At 55.7% G+C, this 20406-nt stretch carries 16 protein-coding genes; 8 read left to right on the top strand and 8 right to left on the bottom strand.

The features are described from left to right. Positions 1–32: 32 nt before the first annotated feature. A complete protein-coding gene (locus KK102_RS10395) occupies positions 33–1466 on the bottom strand; it encodes a glycoside hydrolase family 32 protein (RefSeq protein WP_126544455.1) in 1434 nt (477 codons plus the stop codon). Positions 1467–1481: 15 nt separating this feature from the next. After that, complete coding sequence (locus tag KK102_RS10390) at positions 1482–2723, bottom strand: MFS transporter (protein WP_216357524.1); 1242 nt, start codon at positions 2721–2723, stop codon at positions 1482–1484. 238 nt (positions 2724–2961) lie between these two features. Between KK102_RS10390 and KK102_RS10385 the strand changes: the two genes are divergently transcribed. The 3 genes from KK102_RS10385 (at position 2962) to KK102_RS10375 (ending at position 7164) form a co-directional block, all read left to right on the top strand. Further along, positions 2962–3969: a LacI family DNA-binding transcriptional regulator gene (locus KK102_RS10385; RefSeq protein ID WP_216357523.1), complete on the top strand. Its 1008-nt coding sequence runs from the start codon at positions 2962–2964 to the stop codon at positions 3967–3969. Positions 3970–4302: 333 nt separating this feature from the next. Beyond that, positions 4303–5679 carry a diaminobutyrate--2-oxoglutarate transaminase gene (locus tag KK102_RS10380; RefSeq protein WP_014884533.1) on the top strand — a complete coding sequence of 459 codons (1377 nt, stop codon included), beginning with the start codon at positions 4303–4305 and terminating at the stop codon, positions 5677–5679. An 18-nt stretch (positions 5680–5697) separates the two neighbouring features. Further along, positions 5698–7164, top strand: coding sequence for a pyridoxal phosphate-dependent decarboxylase family protein (locus KK102_RS10375; RefSeq protein WP_216357522.1), 1467 nt, complete (start codon positions 5698–5700; stop codon positions 7162–7164). A 50-nt stretch (positions 7165–7214) separates the two neighbouring features. Here the strand turns inward: KK102_RS10375 and KK102_RS10370 are convergent, their stop codons facing one another. Beyond that, a complete protein-coding gene (locus KK102_RS10370; RefSeq protein ID WP_216357521.1) occupies positions 7215–8135 on the bottom strand; it encodes a LysR family transcriptional regulator in 921 nt (306 codons plus the stop codon). Between the two features lie 122 nt (positions 8136–8257). Between KK102_RS10370 and KK102_RS10365 the strand changes: the two genes are divergently transcribed. Both KK102_RS10365 and KK102_RS10360 read left to right on the top strand, forming a co-directional pair. Next, a complete protein-coding gene (locus KK102_RS10365; protein WP_216357520.1) occupies positions 8258–10036 on the top strand; it encodes an adenine deaminase in 1779 nt (592 codons plus the stop codon). Positions 10037–10056: 20 nt separating this feature from the next. After that, the gene (locus tag KK102_RS10360) at positions 10057–11400 is read left to right on the top strand and encodes an NCS2 family permease (protein WP_216357519.1); all 1344 of its coding nucleotides are present in this window, start codon (positions 10057–10059) and stop codon (positions 11398–11400) included. On the opposite strand, the gene KK102_RS10355 is transcribed toward KK102_RS10360, so the two are convergent. The 3 genes from KK102_RS10355 to KK102_RS10345 are packed head-to-tail and all read right to left on the bottom strand — an operon-like array spanning position 11397 to position 15182. Then, positions 11397–13595 carry a polysaccharide biosynthesis tyrosine autokinase gene (locus KK102_RS10355; protein ID WP_216357518.1) on the bottom strand — a complete coding sequence of 733 codons (2199 nt, stop codon included), beginning with the start codon at positions 13593–13595 and terminating at the stop codon, positions 11397–11399. The genes KK102_RS10360 and KK102_RS10355 overlap by 4 nt on opposite strands. Before the next feature lie 7 nt (positions 13596–13602). After that, on the bottom strand, positions 13603–14043 hold the full coding sequence (locus tag KK102_RS10350; protein ID WP_126544447.1) for an arsenate reductase/protein-tyrosine-phosphatase family protein: 441 nt from the start codon (positions 14041–14043) through the stop codon (positions 13603–13605). Beyond that, complete coding sequence (locus KK102_RS10345; RefSeq protein WP_216357517.1) at positions 14043–15182, bottom strand: polysaccharide export protein; 1140 nt, start codon at positions 15180–15182, stop codon at positions 14043–14045. Before KK102_RS10345 ends, KK102_RS10350 begins: the two co-directional genes overlap by 1 nt. 490 nt (positions 15183–15672) lie before the next feature. Between KK102_RS10345 and KK102_RS10340 the strand changes: the two genes are divergently transcribed. Together KK102_RS10340 and KK102_RS10335 are read left to right on the top strand one after the other, a co-directional pair. Further along, entirely contained in the window at positions 15673–16005 is a 333-nt protein-coding gene (locus KK102_RS10340) for an RcnB family protein (RefSeq protein WP_042718816.1), read from the top strand. Next, positions 15956–16435, top strand: coding sequence for a GNAT family N-acetyltransferase (locus KK102_RS10335; protein ID WP_216357516.1), 480 nt, complete (start codon positions 15956–15958; stop codon positions 16433–16435). The genes KK102_RS10340 and KK102_RS10335 overlap by 50 nt, the downstream gene beginning before the upstream one ends. Before the next feature lie 92 nt (positions 16436–16527). Here KK102_RS10335 and apbC read toward each other — a convergent pair whose 3' ends face one another. After that, positions 16528–17637: an iron-sulfur cluster carrier protein ApbC gene (gene apbC / locus KK102_RS10330; RefSeq protein WP_216357515.1), complete on the bottom strand. Its 1110-nt coding sequence runs from the start codon at positions 17635–17637 to the stop codon at positions 16528–16530. A gap of 137 nt (positions 17638–17774) precedes the next feature. Here apbC and metG point away from each other — a divergent pair, with 137 nt between their 5' ends. Beyond that, positions 17775–19808 (top strand): methionine--tRNA ligase, encoded by a 2034-nt coding sequence (metG, locus tag KK102_RS10325; RefSeq protein ID WP_216357514.1) that lies wholly within the window; start codon positions 17775–17777, stop codon positions 19806–19808. A 107-nt stretch (positions 19809–19915) separates the two neighbouring features. Here metG and KK102_RS10320 read toward each other — a convergent pair whose 3' ends face one another. Continuing rightward, complete coding sequence (locus KK102_RS10320) at positions 19916–20386, bottom strand: YehS family protein (protein ID WP_216357513.1); 471 nt, start codon at positions 20384–20386, stop codon at positions 19916–19918. Positions 20387–20406: the final 20 nt, after the last annotated feature.

The following is a 20406-nucleotide window of genomic DNA, read 5'->3' as shown; positions in this document are numbered from 1 at the left end:
GGCTTTATTTTGGCTCGTTAATAAATATACATTTATTCCAGCTGCCACGCCCCGCCATGAGTAAGCGACGCTCTCCCCGCCCAGGCAAATAACGCCAGCTCGCGGCAGTCTGCATCAGGATAAATGCGGCTGCTGAGGCACGCCTCACCCTCGTTAACAAACACTTCCACGGAAGAGCAGTCAAAGAACAGGCGCAGGCTGAGCGCGTCGTTGAGGTTAAGCGCGACGCTTCGGGTCCCGCACAGACCATACTGCGGATAGTGACGCTCCAGCACCAGGCGCTGCATCTGGGCATCAACATAGACGCGTAGCCCGTCGCCGAGACGAATGCCGTATTGCTCCGCGCTGCTGTTCGCGCAATCCCATTGCAAAATGACCTCCATCGCATCGCAGTGTTCCACCAGCGTCATCTGCTGGTTATTAAGCGTACTTATCGGCCAGGGGAACCACGCCCTGCGCAGGGCTTCAACTTCTCTGGCCGGCCGCATTTGCAGATGGTTATCCGCACTCAGCGTCAGCTCGCGAGGTAAGGAGAGCATGCCCGCCCAGCCATCCTCCTGTTCCGGCAGCGGGGATTCCCACATGTCCAGCCAGCCGATGACGATGCGTCGACCATCCGGCGTCTGGAAGCTTTGCGGCGCGTAGAAATCATGCCCGCGATCCATCTCCACAAATTTCCCTTCAGGCACGAAAGGATGACCGGGCTGCCACTCGCCCAGCAGGTAGCCGCTCTGGAAAAGATTACGGTTTTTAAATCCGTCCGCCGCCAGCCCCTGAGGAGAGAACATCAGCACGCGTTTACCATTAAGAGTGAAAAAGTCCGGGCATTCCCACATATAGCCCATCTCTTTTTCAGCCACCGCGAGCACGCCCCTGTCCTGCCACTCGCGCAGATCGGCAGACCGGTACGCACGCACCTGGCCCGTATCGCCCTCTCGTGCGCCAACGACCATGTACCACCACTCCCCTTCACGCCATACTTTCGGATCGCGGAAGTGATGCAGTCCAGGCGGTGTGTCAATGACGGTCCCGTGCCGCACAAAGTGGATGCCGTCACGGCTGGTTGCCAGGCACTGAACCTGGTAGAGATTAGCCTCATCGCCGGGATCGCCGTGGAATTTGTGGCCGGTGTAAATCAGCGCCAGCGTGTCGCCATCCACCACCGCTGAGCCAGAAAAACAGCCGTCCTTGTCGTCGGGTCCTTCCGGTGCCAGCGCAACCGGGAGGTGCTCCCAGTGAACTAAATCTTTGCTGCGCGCATGGCCCCAGTGCATCGGCCCCCACTGGGTGGAATACGGATGATGCTGATAAAAGGCGTGATACCAGCCGTCAAACCAGACCAGGCCATTCGGGTCATTCATCCAGCCGGCACGCGCGGCGAGGTGGTAACGGGGATACCAGCGCAGGTTAAGCCCTTCGCGTCCGGACTGTAGTTCCTGTTCTGCTTTCGTAATGGAATACGTCATTTCTCTACTCTTTGATCAGATGGTGGAAGGTTGCGGCATGAGCGGGTCAGAAGAGGACTTACCCGAGCGCAACAGGAAGATGGAGATAAACGTGGTGCTGAAAACTAACAGCCCCATGATGAGATAGGACTGGGCAAAGCCGTACTTCTCATAGCTGTAGCCGGCCAGCGGCGACAGCACCGAGGCAATCACCGAGCTTGTACAGGCAAAGCCCACCAGATAGAGGGTGGAAGAGAGCCGCTTATCAAAATGCAGGCTGTTGTATTTAAAGATGGAGACCAGCAAAACGGGCAGCTCAACCGCGTGCAATAGCTTGGTAATGGAGATCAATACCGGTCCCTCAACCAGACCCGATGCCACCATACGCATCGCCATCACCATTCCGGCGAAAATCAGGCCGTTTTTCGCCCCGAGACGATTCACCAGCCACGGGGCGCAAAACATGCCCGCCGCCTCCAGGAAAACCTGGAAGGAGTTGAGATAGCCGTACATGGCGTTCCCTTCCTGTAACGTCGGGAACTGGGACGAGAAATAGACAGGGAACTGCTGATCATAAACGCCATAAATACAGGTGCCGATAACGAAAAACACCAGCGCCCAGAAGCGCGGCAGCGTCAGCAGGCGCAATGCATCCTCCAGCGTAACCTTACCGCCGGACACCGCCTCCTGCATGGCGTGCGGGGCGGAAGAGACCCTGAGGCGCGCCAGCAACACAAAAAACACCAGCCCGGCGCAGCTCGCCACCGCGAAGTTCAGCTTCGGATTAATGTTGAAAAGGAGCCCTGCAAAAAAGGTTGCCGCCGCCCAGCCAAGCGATCCCCACATCCTCGCCTTGCCGAACTCGAACTGGCTCTGGCGGGCCACGCGCTCGGTGTAGGACTCCAGAACCCCTATTCCACCGTTAAACGTCAGCCCGATATAAACCCCGCCGAAAATGCTGCCGAGTAATACGTTAATCTGCAGCAGATAACCAAACAGCAGGAAGGCCGGACCGGAAAGAATGAGCAGGCTGGTCAGAAACCAGAGCAGGTTTTTTCGCAGGCCGAGCTTGTCCTGAATGAATCCATAGCAGATTTGAGCAAAAAGCGCGGAGACGGAAAGCACGGCATAGATAACGCCGGTATCCCCCGCTTTTAGGCCCACTTCCTGATGAAGCCAGATGGAGAGTAGCGAGCCGGAAGATGACCAGGTGACAAAAAAGAAAAACAGTAATGCGCTCAGTAAAGGGTAGCTGTGAGAGCGATGCGTTTTCATCATGACATTCTCATATTGGAGTAATGACACAATGGTAACGTTAACATAATTTCTTTCTCATGCTATTTGGTGAAGATTTAAGATGTTAATCACGAAAGTTAACGTTAACATTAAGAGAATGAGATCGCGATCAAATATTCATCACGGAGGTAAGCCTGACCTGGCATGTGCATCAGCCTTCCTTTTACATCAGCGACTTAGTTGTATACCCTTTCACACAGAGCATTAACGGAGTAAGAAAATGGCTTCCCTGAAGGACGTCGCAAAGCTGGCTAACGTATCGCTGATGACGGTTTCCCGCGCGCTGAACAGCCCGGAGCGCCTTAAGCCGGAAACGCTGGCGCGCGTTCAGCTGGCTATCGAGCAGACCAGCTACGTGCCAGACCTGTCCGCCAAGAAAATTCGCGGCGCGCATGCCTCGCCGAAAACCATAGGCGTACTGGCGCTCGATACGGTGACGACGCCTTTCTCGGTGGAGATCACGCTGTCGATTGAAGAGACGGCCAGAATGCACGGCTGGAACAGCTTCGTGATGAATATGTTTACCGATGACAACCCGGACGCCATTGTCGACCTTCTCCTTTCGCATCGGCCTGACGGAATTATCTACACCACCATGGGGTTACGTCAGGTTCCTCTCCCGGCCAAACTCCTCACCCTTCCCTGCGTGCTGGCTAACTGCGAAAGCGACGGCGAAAAGGTCGCCAGCTATATTCCCGATGATGAACAGGGGCAGTATACCGCCGTGCGGGCGTTACTCGCGGAGGGTTACCGACGCCCTCTCTGCCTGCATTTGCCTGAGGGGCATCTGGCCACAACCCGACGTCGTCAGGGGCTGGAACGTGCATGCCGTGAAGCGGGGCTCGATCCGGACGGCCTGGAGCACAGCTATATGGCGCTCGGCGATGAGCACTATCGTGACATTCCGTCAGTATTGCTGGCGCACATGCAGAATGGCATTCCCCGGTTCGACGCGGTTATCTGCGGCAACGATCGTATCGCGTTTATGGTGTACCAGACGCTGCTGGCGCAAGGGCTTCGCATACCGGAAGATGTCGCGGTAATCGGCTATGACAATATGGTGGGTATTGGGGAGCTGTTCCTGCCCCCTCTCTCGACGGTTCAACTGCCGCACTATGAAATTGGTCGCCTGAGCGCCCTGCATATTATTAACGGTGAAGAACATCAGGAAACCACGCGCGTAGAAAGTCCCTTTTTACCGCGTGATTCCGTTGCGCACGCAACGTAACCAACCTTTTTTGCCCATGACGCCGAAACAGGGAGCGTCCCCCTCCTTTTATGCCGTTCGATGGCACGATTTGTCACACTCTTTTCTGTGACTTTACACAACGGGCAAACGGCCTGTAACGAGCTGTTTTTATTTGGCATAAAATGCAATTTTCATTTTAAAAATGGGGATATTTTCTCCCCACAGCCCCGTGTCACAAAACAGTAAACAAATTAACCATTGAGCCCCGTGGCAAAAGGCTCTATATTGGCGGCGTTTTTTTCAGGCCCCCATCTGTTTTTTAACTTTTTATTCAATCGTGGCTCATAACGAAGCGGCGGTTGTAGGAGTGATATGATGACGGATAAAGTCCGTATTGACACCGTAGATGCCCACAAAAGCAACGAAACCTATCTGGCCCGTCAGGCCGAGTTTGAATCTAACGTCAGGAGTTATCCGCGCAAACTGCCTTTAGCCATCACTAAAGCAGAAGGCGTGTGGATCACCGATGCAGATAATAAAGAATACCTTGACTGTTTAGCAGGCGCAGGGACCCTTGCGCTTGGCCATAACCATCCTGATGTGCTGAAAAGCATCCAAAATGTCATTACCAGCGGCTTGCCGTTACATACTCTGGATCTGACGACGCCTCTGAAAGACGCGTTTTCTGAATACCTGCTCTCTCTGCTGCCTGGTCAGGGCAAAGAGTACTGCCTGCAGTTCACCGGTCCATCCGGTGCTGACGCCGTTGAAGCGGCGCTGAAGCTGGCGAAAAAAGTGACCGGTCGTAGCGGTATCATCAGCTTCTCTGGTGGTTACCACGGAATGACCCACGGCGCGCTGTCCGTGACCGGCAACCTGTCACCGAAAGAAGCGGTTGACGGTATGATGCCGGAAGTGCAGTTCATGCCTTACCCGCACGAATACCGCTGCCCGCTGGGTATCGGTGGTGAAGCGGGCGTGAAAGCGCTGACCTACTACTTCGATAACCTGATCAACGACGTTGAAAGCGGCGTGCGTAAGCCTGCTGCGGTGATCCTGGAAGCGGTTCAGGGCGAAGGCGGCGTGAACCCGGCTCCGGCTGAGTGGCTGCAGCGCATCCGTAAAGTGACTCAGGAACACGGCATTCTGCTGATCCTCGACGAAGTTCAGGCTGGCTTTGCCCGTACCGGTAAATTCTTCGCCTTCGAACACGCGGGCATTGAGCCAGACATCATCGTGATGTCTAAAGCAGTGGGTGGCGGTCTGCCGCTGGCCGTGCTCGGCATCAAAAAGCAGTTCGATGCATGGGCGCCAGGTCACCACACCGGTACCTTCCGCGGCAACCAGCTGGCGATGGCCACCGGTCTGACGACGCTGAAAATCCTGAAAGACCAGAACATCGCTGGCAAAGTGGCTGCACAGGGCGAATGGCTGAAAGGCCAGCTGAAAGAGATGGCGAAGCGCTACCCGGTGATTGGTCACGTTCGCGGTCTGGGCATGATGATCGGTATTGAGATCGTTAAGCCACACGAAGCGGCTGACCACATGGGCTGCTTCCCTGGCGACGGCGAGCTGTCTGCACTGATTCAGAAGAAGTGCTTCGAAGCCGGTCTGATTCTGGAGCGCGGTGGCCGTAACGGTATCGTTCTGCGTCTGCTGCCGTCTCTGCTGATCAGTGACGAAGAGCTGAAAATCTTCCTGGATAAATTTGAGCAGGCACTGCTTGCTGCGGGCGTTCGCCCGGCGTAACCGGAGTTGTTGATTACGATGTCTGATTCAAACCCAATTTTGTTCTCCTCTGCGCAGAGCATTGAAGCTTACCAGCAGGCGATTGAACAAAGCACTCAGGCTGTGATGCAGTGGCTGAAACAGCCTGAGATGTACCAGGGCAAAACGGTCGCGGAACTGCGCGACCGTATTAAGCTGGATTTCAACCCGAAAGGGCTGGGCAACGAAGCGGCGATTGAACGCGCCGTGGAGTTCTTCCTGAAAGACAGTTTGTCCGTTCATCACCCGCAGTGTGTGGCGCATCTGCACTGCCCAAGCCTGGTCGTAAGCCAGGCGGCGGAAGTGCTGATCAACGCCACTAACCAGAGTATGGACTCCTGGGATCAAAGCCCGTCCGCAACCATCATTGAGATCAAACTGATCGAGTGGCTGCGTACCCGCGTGGGTTATCAGGCCGGCGACGCAGGTGTTTTCACCAGCGGCGGCACCCAGAGCAACCTGATGGGCCTGATGCTGGCGCGCGATGCGTTCTTCGCGCGTCAGGGTCACTCCGTTCAGCAGGACGGTCTGGTTGGCGATCTGCGCAAAATTCGCGTGCTGTGCTCCGAAAACGCGCACTTCTCCGTGCAGAAAAACATGGCGCTGATGGGCCTGGGCTACCAGTCCGTGGTGCAGGTGAAAACGGATGAGTTCTCCCGCATGGATCTGACCGATCTGGCGGCGAAAATCGAACAGTGCAATGCGAACGGCGAGCAGATTCTGGCCATCGTCGCGACGGCAGGTACCACCGATGCCGGTGCTATCGACCCGCTGCGTGCGATTGCTGAGCTGGCCGCGAAGCAGAACATCTGGGTACACGTTGATGCGGCCTGGGGCGGCGCGCTGCTGATGTCTGAGCAGTATCGTCACTACCTGGACGGCATCGAGCTGGTGGATTCCGTCACCCTGGACTTCCACAAGCAGTTCTTCCAGACCATCAGCTGCGGCGCGTTCCTGCTGAAAGAAGCACGTCACTATGAGCTGATGCGCTACCAGGCGGCTTACCTGAACTCTGAGTTCGACGAAGAAGCCGGCGTGCCTAACCTGGTTTCCAAATCTCTGCAGACCACCCGTCGTTTCGACGCGCTGAAGCTGTGGATGAGCCTGGAAGCGCTGGGTCAGGAGCAATACGCGGCGATCATCGATCACGGCGTGACCCTGGCACAGCAGGTTGCGGCCTACGTGAAAGCGCAGCCTGCGCTGGAGCTGGTTATGCAGCCGCAGCTGGCAAGCGTTCTGTTCCGCTTCCGCGGACAGGTGCAGACGGATGAAGCGGGTATCGCCCTGCTGAACCAGAAAATTGGTGACGCGCTGCTGGAATCCGGCCGTGCAAACGTCGGTGTGACCGAGCATAACGGCGTGACCTGCCTGAAGCTGACGCTGCTGAACCCAACCGTGACGCTGGAAGATATCAAAATCCTGCTGTCTCTGGTTGAGCGTACCGCACAGAAAGTTCTGGCTAAGTAATGCTTATCCCTCTCCCGTTCGGGAGAGGGTATTTCCCCTGCCCTATCCCCTCAGTGTGTCCTCAAGGTTTCAACCATTAGCGTAAAGCACGATTCGATAAGCGTCGGTAACGGCTGTGGCGCACGCATCAATGCCACCGTTCGGGCAAGTGCCGGTTGCTGAAGATGAACCACCTTAAGCTGCGGATCCTGAAGATGCGTGGTGTAGAGTTGCGGCAGTATCGCCACGGCCAGCCGGGAACGTACCAGACCGTACAGCGTTTCGATATAATCCACCTGATAACGTGTCTGCAACGACAAACGATGGCTTTCAGCGAGCGCGCCGACCAGGCGTTGGATGTTACCTTTTGAAAACACGGCGAGATCTCGGCCCACAAGCTGCTTCCAGGGTAAATGCGCCGACGCCGCCAGCGGATCGTCACAATGGATCACCGCAACAAAAGGATCCTCCTGCAGCGGGAAGACGGACAGCTGTTCCGGCACAGAGCTGTCCAGCGCGCCTATGCCAAAATCAATCTGCCCTTTCAGCAGCTGTACCACCAGCGCATCATTGGTTTGATCGTGAAACTCTACCTTGAGACGCGGAAAAGCCTGCGCCAGCGTTTGGGGCAACTGCGGGAACAAGAGCGAGCTGACGGATGGTACCAGCCCGATGCGCACCGTGCCGTCACCGCCGGCCTGCACAATCTGCTGCATATCTTCGAAGGCAAGCTGAGCCACGCTAAGCACCCGCTGCGCGTGCGGCAGGATGGCGTTGCCCAGCTCCGTCAGCGTCACCGCAGAGGCGGTACGGTTCACCAGCTTGCCGCCGAGCACCGTTTCGATTTGCCGCAATGCGCTGCTGAGCGCAGGCTGGCTGATCGCCAGCTTGCTGGCGGTGTCGGTGAAATGACGCAGCTGCGCCAGGGTGACAAAATACTGTAGCTGTCGCAGCGAGAGCGCGGGCAGGCGCTGCCAGGGTTCCATCGTCATTATCGTTTACACGCGTCGCAGAATAAGCCGGGGTTATCGGGTGATAAATTTTATCAGCTGGGCAAACGTTTGCCGCGTGCATAGAGTAACGTCATTATTTTCATGCTGGAACCGTTAATTACATGAGTGCCGAAACCCGACGCCGTGCCGTCCAGGCTGCACGCGGTGAAATGCCGTTCGACCTGCTGCTTACACACACCCGCATTGTTGATATGGCCACGGGCGAGATCCGCGACGCCGATGTCGGCATCGTGGGCGGTCTTATCGCCAGCGTTCATCCGCGCGGCAGCCGCAGCGATGCGGGTGAGACGCACGATCTGAACAACCGGTACCTCTCTCCGGGACTGATCGATACGCATGTGCATCTGGAGAGTTCGCACCTGCTTCCTGCTCGCTATGCAGAGATCGTGCTGGCACAGGGCACCACCGCCGTATTCTGGGATCCGCATGAGCTGGCAAACGTGCTGGGCATTGCAGGCGTACGTTTTGCCATTGAGGCCAGCCGCAACCTGCCGCTGCAGGTGATGGTCGCTGCGCCATCAAGCGTACCGTCGACGCCAGGGCTGGAGATGTCTGGCGCAGATTTCGCCGGGAAAGAGATGGATACCCTGCTCGGCTGGCCGGAAGTGCGCGGCGTGGCGGAAGTGATGGATATGCACGGCGTGCTTAACGGCAGCCAACGCATGCTGGAAATTATGCAGGCCGGTCTGGACAGCGGAAAGCTGATTGAAGGCCACGCGCGCGGGCTTCACGGTGCGGATTTACAGGCTTATCTGGCCGCAGGCGTGACCTCCGATCACGAGCTGACCTCCGCAGACGACGCGCTGGAAAAGCTGCGCGCCGGGCTGACGCTGGAGATCCGCGGCTCGCATCCCTATCTGCTGCCCGATATCGTAAGCGCACTGAAATCCCTGCCCCACCTTTCTTCACAAATCACGGTCTGCACCGACGATGTCCCGCCCGACATGCTGATGGAAAAAGGCGGGATCGTTGCGCTGCTGAACCTGCTGATTGACCACGGATTACCGGCAACGCACGCGCTGCGTTTCGCCACGCTGAACGCCGCTATTCGCCTGCAGCGTAACGATCTGGGGCTGATTGCCGCCGGGCGTCGCGCGGATCTGGTGGCGTTTGACTCGCTTGAAAAGCTCACGGCTCGTCAGGTGTACGTCGCCGGTAAGCTGATTGCGCGCGACGGGGCAATGGTTGAACCCATCGTTGATACGATATTGCCCCTACCGCGTGATACCGTGCGGCTGTCTACTCTGGCTGACGATGATTTCCGTATGAAAATCGACAACGCGAAACACGGCGTGGCGCGCCTGCGCCATATCAGCGGCGCACGCTTCACGCAGTGGGGTGAAGTTGACGCGAAGGTACGTCACGGCGTAGTGGCGATCCCGGATGGCTTTAGCCTGATCTGGGTTCAGCATCGCCACGCGCGCCATGCGGCGAAACCGCAACTCGCCCTGCTCAAAGGCTGGGGTGAACTGCGTGGGGCAATTGCCACCAGCTATTCTCACGACTCTCACAATCTGGTGGTGCTGGGCCGCGATCCGCACGACATGGCGCTGGCTGCCAACACGCTTATCCAGAGCGGCGGCGGGATGGCGCTGGCACAGAATGGCGACGTCATCGCCCACGTCACCATGCCGATTGCGGGGATGCTTTCGGAACTGCCGCCTGATGAGCTGGCTCGCCAGTTCAGGGAACTGCGCGAGCGCAGCAATTTGATAGCCGACTGGGAACCGCCGTATCGGGTCTTTAAAGCCATAGAGGGCACCTGTCTTGCCTGCAACGCCGGCCCGCATTTGACCGATCTTGGACTGACCGATGGCACCACGCGCCAGATTGTCGATCCGTTAATTTCTTACCGGGAAACCCCGGACAACACACAATAATGCCGAAGGAGAGCCGGATAATGGCCGACAACACCGTTAATTCGCCAGCACCAGGGAGCTGGCTTGAACGCCGTTTTGCACTGCATGCGCGTGGCAGTACCGTACGCACCGAGTGCCTGGCTGGCATCACCGGTTTTCTCGCCGCCGCCTACCTGCTGGTGGTGATCCCGGGGCTGCTGGCGGTCGGAGGAATGGATAAAGGCGCGGCAACAACGGGCACCATTCTGGTCTTCGTTGCCGGAACGCTGCTGATGGCGTTCTATGCCAACCTGCCCTTTATCGTCGGGCCAGGCATTGGCGGTTCAGTCCTGGTCGGCGTCACGCTTGCGGGCAGCGAAGGTATTGGCTGGCAAATTGGTCTCGGCATCGCCTGCTGGTCCGGGATTTTATTCTTCCTGCTGACCCGCTTTGGGCTGCGTGAAGTCGTCACCCGTTCGGTCCCGCAGTCCATCAAGCTGGGGTTAACGGCCTCCATCGGCCTGTTTGTTGCCGTGCTCGGCTTTCGTAACGCCGGACTGGTGTTGGCAAACGCGAAAACGAATGCCCTGATGCTGGGGGATTTTCTGTCACCGGCGGCGCTGGTCGCGTTAGCAGGTCTCTTCCTGGCCATCGCGTTACAGGCGCGCCGCATTCCAGGGGCAATACTGTGGGCCATTCTGTTCGCCACCCTGGTCGGTATTCCGCTGGGGGTGACAAAACTGCCTGGTCAGTTTATTGATATGCCGCATTCTCTGGCCCCGGTTATTGGCCACATTGATATGCTCGGGGCGCTGAACATTGCTTTCCTGCCCTTCCTGTTTGTCTTCTTTGCGTCGGAATTTTTCTCCACCATGGGCACCACGCTGGCCGTTGGCGGTGAGGCGGGATTACTGGATGACGAAGGCAACATGCCGCATATCAACCGTCCGTTTATGGTGGACTCTATTGCCGCTGCGATAGGTCCGTGGGTCGGTATTCCTGCCGCAACGGCGCTGATCGAATCTTCGGCTGCTGCTGAAGCGGGCGGTAAAACGGGCATGACGGCACTGGCTGCGGCAGTGATGTTCCTGCTGATGCTGCTGTTTACGCCTGTGGCACTGATGATCCCAAAAGAAGCCACCGCACCTGCGCTGATCCTCATTGGACTGAATATGTTTAGCGGCTTACGTAAGGTTGATCTGGCGAACTTCACCGACGGCCTGCCGGTGCTGATGATGGTCATGATAACGCTGATTGCCAACAGCTTCGGAACGGGAATTGCTGGCGGATTGCTGTTTTACATCGTGATCAAAGCGATTGCCGGGAAATGGCGCGAAATCCCCGTTGGTCTGTGGATCCTCGCCATCCCCCTGGTCTACTACTTTGCTACGCTGGTGAAGCACTAACCCTCACGCCGTTTTTCCTTCGGGGTATAGCCGTAGTCGTAATGGCTGTACCCCGAGTTGTAATAGAGCGAGGCGGACTTCACGATATCATTAAGAATAGCGCCATTCACTTGCACACCCATTTGCTGTAGACGCTTCAGACTGCGCTCAATCTCTTTGACGCTGGTTTTACCAAAGCGTGCAACCAGTAAGGTTGTCGCCGCCACTTTGGCAATCAGTAAGGCATCCGTCACGGCAAGCACTGGTGGGGTGTCAATAATCACGATGTCATAATGTTCGTTCATCTGCGAGATGGCATTCTGGAAGCGTTGCCCCATAAGCAACTCCACAGGAAGTGAAGGCTGTGGACCGCAGGTTAAAACATCAAATCCGCCTTTCTCAAAGCGCTGGAGCGCATCCTGCCATTTCACATCGCCCTCCAGCACTGAGGACAATCCGCAACGGTTGTTCAGCTTACAGATGTTATGCACGTAGCCCTTACGCATATCCGCGTCAATAAAGAGCACCCGCTGCCCGGCCTGAGAAGCCAGCGCGGCCAGTACGGTACTGACCAGCGTTTTGCCGCAGTCCTGTGTTGGGCCAGTAATGACGACAATCTGATTCGTGACGTCCATCATGGTGAAGTGCAGACTGGTACGCAGCCCGCGCATCGCTTCGATAAAAATATCTGCTGGCCTTTCGATGGGCAGAAAGGGCACATCCGACGTTTTGTGTGTCCAGCGAGAACCCAGGAAACTCATTTTACGCAGATGCGTTTTTTTCCAGAGCCATAGCGAGCGCGGCAGCGTCGCCAGGACCGGCATCCCCTGCACTTCCAGTTGCTCAGACGAGGTTATCCCCCGTTTAAAGGCAGCGAGAGTCAATACCCAGCCGCTGGAGAATATCAGTCCCAACAGTGTGCCAAGCACCATAATGAGTGCTTTACGTGGTTTTATGGGTTCAGGTTGCGTAACCGCTGAGTCAATGATCCGCACGTTTCCAATAGCGCTGGAGCGAGAGATATTGAGCTCTTGCTGACGCGTTAATAACTGCAGGTAAATGGCGCGCCCGGATTCAACATCCCGGCTCAGCCGCAAAATTTCCTGCTGTGTGGAAGGCATGGTTGATACGCGATCGTTCAGGCGGGCACGCTGCTTCTCAAGGGTTTGGCGCTTTTCGCGTAATGCGCGATAGGTTGGGTGATCCTTTTTGAAAAGCTGAGAGATCTCCGCTTCGCGGAACGTCAACTCGTTGAGCTGATTTTCCACATTAACAACCTGATCGAGAACGGACTTCGCCTCCAGAGATAAATCGACGGAGTCGCGCTGCTCGCGGTACATATTCAGTCGCGCTTCGGCCTGATCCAGCTCGTGACTGATTTTCGGTAACTGCTGCTGTAAAAAGATCAGGCTGCGGGAATCCTGGGCTTCCTGGCGCTCAATATTCTGCTTGAGGAAATTTTCCGCAATCGTATTCAGCACCTGGGCAATTTTGCCAGGATCCTCGCCCGTCAGCGTTAACGCGATCATTCCGCTCTGTTTCGCGGATTCCGCAACGGTGAGCAGTTTCTGAAGCGCGTTGATGGCTTCAAGCTTTGTAATCGTTTTGAGCGAGAACTGCGTCCCTGGTGCAGCGCCAAGAGATGTCACCAGAAGAGAGACGCCGTCTTTAAGCAGCGTTTTCCCGACCGTACCCACAGCCTCGAAACTTTCCCCCTCAAGGTGATACCGTCCCTGCTCCAGCACCGTCAGCACAAGCTCTTGCGGTTTGCCATCTAGTCGGGGGAGGGTAAGTTCACCGATGGTCAAGTGGCCAGGTTTGCTGGGGCGAAAACGTGCCCACAGGTGCCCCACGAACGGGGTAAGGCGCTGCTTTACCCGGTACGTCAGCCCCAGTTCATCCACGGTCTTTCCGAGGATCATTCGCGATTTTATCAGTAAGATTTCCGGTGCAGCGTCAGGTGAAAGATCGGAGCCGAACTGGCTTAAGCTTTTCAGCAATGCGTTATCCTGCTTCGCTTCTATCTGCACAAGGGCGTCAGCCTGATAGACAGGGGGGACTGAAAAGGCATAGAGTCCCGCGCACACCGTAAACAGAAGTGTCACCAGGCCTATCATCACCCGACGATCGAATATCTCAGCAAGCAGTTGCAGAAGATCAATTTCATTATTTTGCGATGCCGCAGCACCATAGGTATCTGAAGTATAAGATGGCATTGCTGCATTATTCCTTTTGACTCAAACGACGAGCCCATTCCTGACTGGCTTTTCCCAACTGCCCGAAAACGTATTCGAAAGCATCACGGCTTTTGCGGTAGGGATCGGGAATTGCCTTTGTCTCCAGCCATTGTCCAAATAGCAGTGATTTCCCACGGTTTTCCGGGGCCACTGCAGCAATAAAACGAAGATGTTCCGGCTCCATCACCAGAATCAGATCGGATTTTTGCAGCAGGCTGCGCGTCAGCTTGCGCCCCACGTGATCGTCCAGCGAGACGCCATAATGCCAGGCGACATCCTGAGCAACCGCATCTGCCGGATGTCCCTCAAGGCCGAAAATCCCTGCTGAGGTCACCTGTTTTCCGGGTAATTGCTGACGCAACAGCCGCTCCCCCATCGGGGAGCGGCAAATATTGCCCGTGCAAACCACTAAGATTGAGTTGAACATTATTGCGGCCAGGATCGGATGTAACGAACCGTTTCGGTCAGGTCATGTACACCACTGATGGTCGGCACAAGCTGCGTAATAACGCGATTCCAGCGCGACAACGGTGCCGTTGTCACGTAGACAATGTCATACGGCTCAAGCTGGAATTCAGTGCCCAATACCATCGCTGACGCATCTTTCGCATTGAGCTGATAAATTTTCGCAATAATGCCCGTCTGGCTTTTTTGATGTACTGAGCGAATGACAAAAATGCCGGTTGCATCAGCCATGTTCTGGTTCAGGCCGCCCGCATTGCCCAGCGCTTCCGCCAGCGTCATCCCACTGCGATCCATCTTCAGCGTGCTCTGCTTAACCACTTCGCCCATGACAAAGACTTTCAGGGCATCATTACGCGGTACAAACAGGATATCGCCAGGATAGAGCAGCTTGTTCTGTGTTAAATCGCCGAGTTGCATCAGGGCATACAGCGAGAGGCGTGAATCCTGGCCATTATGGGTGAGAACGACATTGCGCCAGTCGGCATCTGGTGAAAGACCGCCTGCGGCATTGACCGCGTCCATCACGGTCAAGGGGATGTTGGTGATGGGTTGTTGGCCAGATTTCGCAACTTCTCCCGTCACGTAGGCTTTTTGCGAACGAAAAGAGGCAATGCTGACATCCACCTGGGGACTCTCAATGAATTTATCCAGCCGCGCGGTAATCTCTTCCCGGACCTGCGAAACCGTTTTTCCTGCCACATGCAGTTTCCCTACGTAGGGATAAAAGAGCGTACCGTCCGCGTTGACCCAGTTCCCCGCGTCACTCGCGCTACGGTACTGCCCTGCGGGTGTCGTCAACTCAGGATGATCCCAGACGGTGACCGTCAGGATGTCACCGGTGCCGATTCGGTATTCCCAGTTTTTCACCTGCTCTTCCAGATTAGGATTTGCCTGAGATTTCGATACGGGCGGACGCAATTTCTCAATCAACACCGGGGTCAGCGGATAAATTTCCACGTGTTTATCAAGCTGATAATCTTTATCTTCTGTTGCAATAATATTTTTTCCGGTCATGGCTAAATCCTGACCCGGTGAAAATACGCAGCCTGTTAACTGACTTATTGCAAGAAATAAAAAGGAGAATGCCGTTGTGTTTTTCATTTATATAAACATATCTTTTATCGTTGTGCTTATCGTACGTACGACAATTTTATTTAATAAAAATAATCATATAATTCATTGAATTAAATGAATTGCAGTGTGTTAATAAAGAGTATTTTCAACACAGTAACCAGATACTGAATCGTCTAACCCGATCAGCGCTATTGAGCCGGGAATCAGATGTCATAACATGTCGTGCCGGGCCGATATTAAATGTTCTGCTGTGGGAAAGCATTCGCTTAACGGTCCAATTTTGAAGTCGTGGTGCGTTTTCAGAATTAATTAATAAATCAATAAATACATTAAATATAAAACACAAATATCATTTACGGCCGTTATGTACTTTCTTTGTTGCGACTACACAAAACCGTTCAGTTTTGTTACATTTTTTTTCAAACACACCATGTTTTGATACTTAAAATGGACCGTCTGCCGCGCATACTGAAACCCGCAGACAAAATGTATCTGTAACGATATCACTGGAGAAAAAATGGCTAAGCGTAAATTGCTGCTTCTGGGTGTACTACTGTCTCTGGCGGGTTCCGCATTTTCTGCTCCGCAAACGGCTGCAGCACCTTCTGGCATCAAAGCCTATGAAGAACAAGAGTTCATCGCTGACTTCACAAAATTCAAGATTGGTGACACGGCGCCAGCGCAGTATCAAACGCCCGAGTACACCATCAAGCAGTACCAGCTGCGTAACCTGCCAGCGCCGGATGCCGGAACACACTGGACCTACATGGGTGAGAACTACGTGCTGATTGGCGATGCCGATGGAAAAATCCATAAGGCCTATAACGGAGATATCTTCTATCACCGCTAATACGATCCTGGTACGCCGCTGGCAGGAGAGCGATCGTCCTTTCCTGCGCACGATTTACCTGCATGCCCGGCGCGACGCCTGGCCATGGTTGAACGGTGCGGAATGGCAGCTTGAGGACTTTGACGCCGCAATCCTGGACGAAGAGGTTTGGGTGGCGGTGCAGGACGGGCATCGACTTGGCTTCGCCTCCGTCTGGACGAACGATAATTTTCTGCACAACCTGTTTGTTGACCCGCAGTATCAGAGCCTGGGCGTCGGGCATGTGTTGCTGGAACAGGTGCAGAAAACGTTTACCAGTACAGGTTCGCTTAAGTGTCTGGTCAAAAATGCGCGTGCTGTTGCGTTTTACCAGAGACACGGCTGGCACATCGAGGCGACGGGTGATTCTCCGGACGGAGAGTACTATCTGATGCATTATCGGCCAGGGTAAGGTCAGGTGGCGCTTCGCTTACCTGACCTACAAACCCAAACTTCGTAGGCCGAGTAAGGCGAAGCGCCACCCGGCAATTCGGCGCTGAGGAATTACACCGCGCGGAACGCGATTTCGCTCGGAATGACTTCGCCCTGCCAGTAGAGCTGCGCCGCAACGCGCCCGGCCAGCTGACGATACATATCCGCAAATTCGCTGTCCGGACGGCTCACCACGGTTGGCTTCCCGCTGTCCAGATCTTCACGCAGCATGATGTGCAGCGGCATCTGCCCCAGCAGCTGAGTGTGATACTGCGCCGCCAGCTTCTCCGCACCACCGGTACCGAAAATAGGCTCATGGTGTCCGCAGTTGCTGCAGATGTGCATGCTCATGTTCTCAACGATACCGAGCACCGGCACTTCAACCTTCTCGAACATCACGATGCCCTTTTTGGCGTCGATCAGCGCGATATCCTGCGGCGTGGTCACGACGACTGCTCCCGTTACCGGAATGTTCTGCGCCAGCGTCAGCTGAATGTCACCCGTGCCCGGCGGCATGTCCAGCACCAGATAATCCAGATCCGGCCACATGGTTTCCTGCAGCATCTGCATCAGCGCCTTGCTGGCCATCGGGCCGCGCCAGACCATCGCGTTATCGTCAGTGACCAGATAACCAATCGAGTTGGTTGCCAGACCGTGCGCCATGATTGGCGCCATGTGGGTGCCGTCCGGTGAGGTTGGACGCTGGTTTTCCGCGCCCAGCATGTTTGGAATGGACGGGCCATAAATGTCCGCATCCAGAATACCGACTTTTGCCCCTTCCGCTGCCAGCGCGAGCGCCAGGTTTACCGCCGTGGAGGATTTACCCACCCCGCCCTTGCCCGAGCTGACGGCAATGATGTTTTTCACGCCGTTCACGCCGGGCTGGTTTTTCACGCGCTTCAGCGTGGCGATACTGTGGCTCAGCTTCCAGTCAATCGCCTTTGCACCGGTGATGCGCAGCAGCTCCGAGCTGGTTTGCTCTTTCAGCGCGTCGAAGGCGCTGGTCCAGACGAACGGCATCTGCAGCTCAATGTGCAGCGTATCGTCCAGCCAGGCAACGTGGTGTAACGCTTTCAGCGTCGTAAGATTGTGCTTCAGGGTTGGATGCTGAAAGTTAGCCAGCGTCCCGGCGACCATTGCTCGTAAGGCTTCCGGTGATTTGGCCTGGGATTGAGAACTCATCCCGACTCCTTTGTTCTTGTGAATAAGACCTTAGATGAACAAGTTTACCTGAAAGGCCGTGGTTTGTGCTTACTTAATAATGCCCCTTTTGGTAATATCAAAAACCCTTTTCACAGTTAAAAGAAGTAATGCCTACTATGACTCAAGTCGCGAAGAAAATTCTGGTAACGTGCGCACTGCCGTACGCCAACGGCTCAATCCACCTCGGCCACATGCTGGAGCATATCCAGGCTGATGTCTGGGTCCGTTACCAGCGAATGCGCGGCCACGAGGTTAACTTCATCTGTGCGGACGATGCCCACGGCACGCCGATCATGCTGAAAGCGCAGCAGCTGGGGATTTCCCCGGAGCAGATGATTGCCGAAATGAGTCAGGAGCATCAAACTGATTTTGCTGGCTTTGACATCAGCTATGACAACTATCACTCCACGCACAGCGACGAAAACCGCGAGCTGTCGGAGCTGATCTACACCCGTCTGAAAGAGAACGGTTTTATCAAAAACCGCACTATCTCTCAGCTGTACGATCCGGAAAAAGGCATGTTCCTGCCGGACCGCTTTGTCAAAGGCACCTGCCCGAAATGTAAATCCCCGGACCAGTACGGCGATAACTGCGAAGTGTGCGGCGCGACCTACAGCCCGACCGAGCTTATCGAGCCGAAATCCGTGGTATCCGGTGCAACACCTGTGATGCGTGACTCCGAGCACTTCTTCTTCGACCTGCCGTCCTTCAGCGAAATGCTGCAGGCATGGACCCGCAGCGGCGCGCTGCAGGAGCAGGTGGCGAACAAGATGCAGGAGTGGTTCGAATCCGGCCTGCAACAGTGGGATATCTCCCGCGATGCACCGTACTTCGGCTTTGAAATCCCGAACGCGCCGGGCAAATACTTCTACGTCTGGCTGGACGCGCCAATCGGCTACATGGGCTCCTTCAAGAACCTGTGCGACAAGCGTGGCGACACCGTCAGCTTCGACGAATACTGGAAGAAAGATTCCACTGCCGAGCTGTATCACTTTATCGGTAAAGACATCGTTTACTTCCACAGCCTGTTCTGGCCAGCGATGCTGGAAGGCAGCAACTTCCGCAAGCCAACCAACCTGTTCGTTCACGGCTACGTGACGGTGAACGGCGCAAAGATGTCCAAATCTCGTGGTACGTTCATCAAGGCCAGCACCTGGCTGAACCACTTCGACGCGGACAGCCTGCGCTACTACTACACCGCGAAGCTCTCTTCCCGCATCGACGATATCGACCTGAACCTGGAAGATTTCGTGCAGCGCGTGAACGCGGACATCGTCAACAAGGTCGTGAACCTGGCGTCCCGTAACGCGGGCTTTATCGCCAAGCGTTTTGACGGCGTGCTTTCTGCCGAACTGGCCGATCCTGCGCTGTATAAAACCTTCACCGATGCCGCCGCGGCGGTTGGTGAAGCCTGGGAAAGCCGCGAGTTCGGTAAAGCGATTCGTGAAATCATGGCACTGGCCGACGTTGCCAACCGCTATGTGGACGAGCAGGCCCCGTGGGTGGTCGCGAAACAGGAAGGCCGCGACGCTGACCTGCAGGCAATCTGCACCATGGGTCTGAACATGTTCCGCGTGCTGATGACCTGGCTGAAGCCGGTTCTGCCGCAGCTCGCAGCCCGTACTGAAGCGTTCCTGAACACCGAACTGACCTGGGATGCCATCCAGCAGCCGCTGCTCGGCCACAAGGTGAACACCTTCAAGGCGCTGTACAACCGCATCGAGATGAAGCAGGTTGAAGCCCTGGTGGAAGCGTCTAAAGAAGAGGTGAAGGCGGCTGCGGCACCGGTCACCGGCCCGCTGGCGGACGACCCGATTCAGGAAACCATTACCTTCGATGATTTTGCCAAAGTCGACCTGCGCGTGGCGCTGATCGAGAACGCGGAGTTTGTGGACGGCTCTGACAAGCTGCTGCGCCTGACGCTGGATCTCGGCGGCGAGAAGCGCAACGTCTTCTCCGGCATCCGCTCTGCCTATCCGGACCCGCAGGTGCTGATCGGCCGTCAAACCGTGATGGTGGCGAACCTGGCGCCGCGCAAAATGCGCTTCGGCATCTCCGAGGGGATGGTGATGGCCGCAGGCCCTGGCGGGAAAGATATCTTCCTGTTAAGCCCTGACGAAGGCGCGAAGCCGGGTCAGCAGGTGAAATAAGAAAAAAGCCGGAGATTATCTCCGGCTTTTTTTACGGCATTTTGTTTTCTCCCTCTCCCTGTGGGAGAGGGTCGGGGTGAGGGCATCAGGCCGCACCCATTCTGCAATCACACTTTCGGGTGATGCACCCGGTGGGTCAGCCCGCGCAGGAAATTACGCAGAAACTGGTCGCCGCACTCGCGGTAGTTTTTGTGGTCCGGCGCGCGCATCATGGCGGTCACTTCCGGCAGGGATACGCGGTATTTTTGCTCGGTCATGATCGCCACGATATCGTCCGTTTTCAGCGAGAACGCGATGCGCAGCTTTTTCAGCACCGTGTTGTTGTTCACGCGACGCTCCAGCGCCAGCTCTGGCGCGGCCGGATCTTTGCCACGCTTATCGTAAATCAGGCCGTTCAGGAAACCCGACAGAATGATATCAGGGCAGCGGACAAAGCCCTCTTCGTCTTCTTTGGTCATCCAGGTGTCGAAACCGGCAGACGTGGATTCCATGTCGGACAGCGCAAGGATGCGCACCATATCGTTATTGTTCGCTTTCAGGGTGTAGCGCAGGCTACGAAGAATATCGTTACTTAGCATAGAGCCTTCGAATGTCGATG

Origin of the sequence: Enterobacter quasimori (assembly GCF_018597345.1) — a bacterium.
GTDB lineage: Bacteria > Pseudomonadota > Gammaproteobacteria > Enterobacterales > Enterobacteriaceae > Enterobacter > Enterobacter mori.
This window is presented reverse-complemented; position numbering and strand designations above follow the sequence as displayed.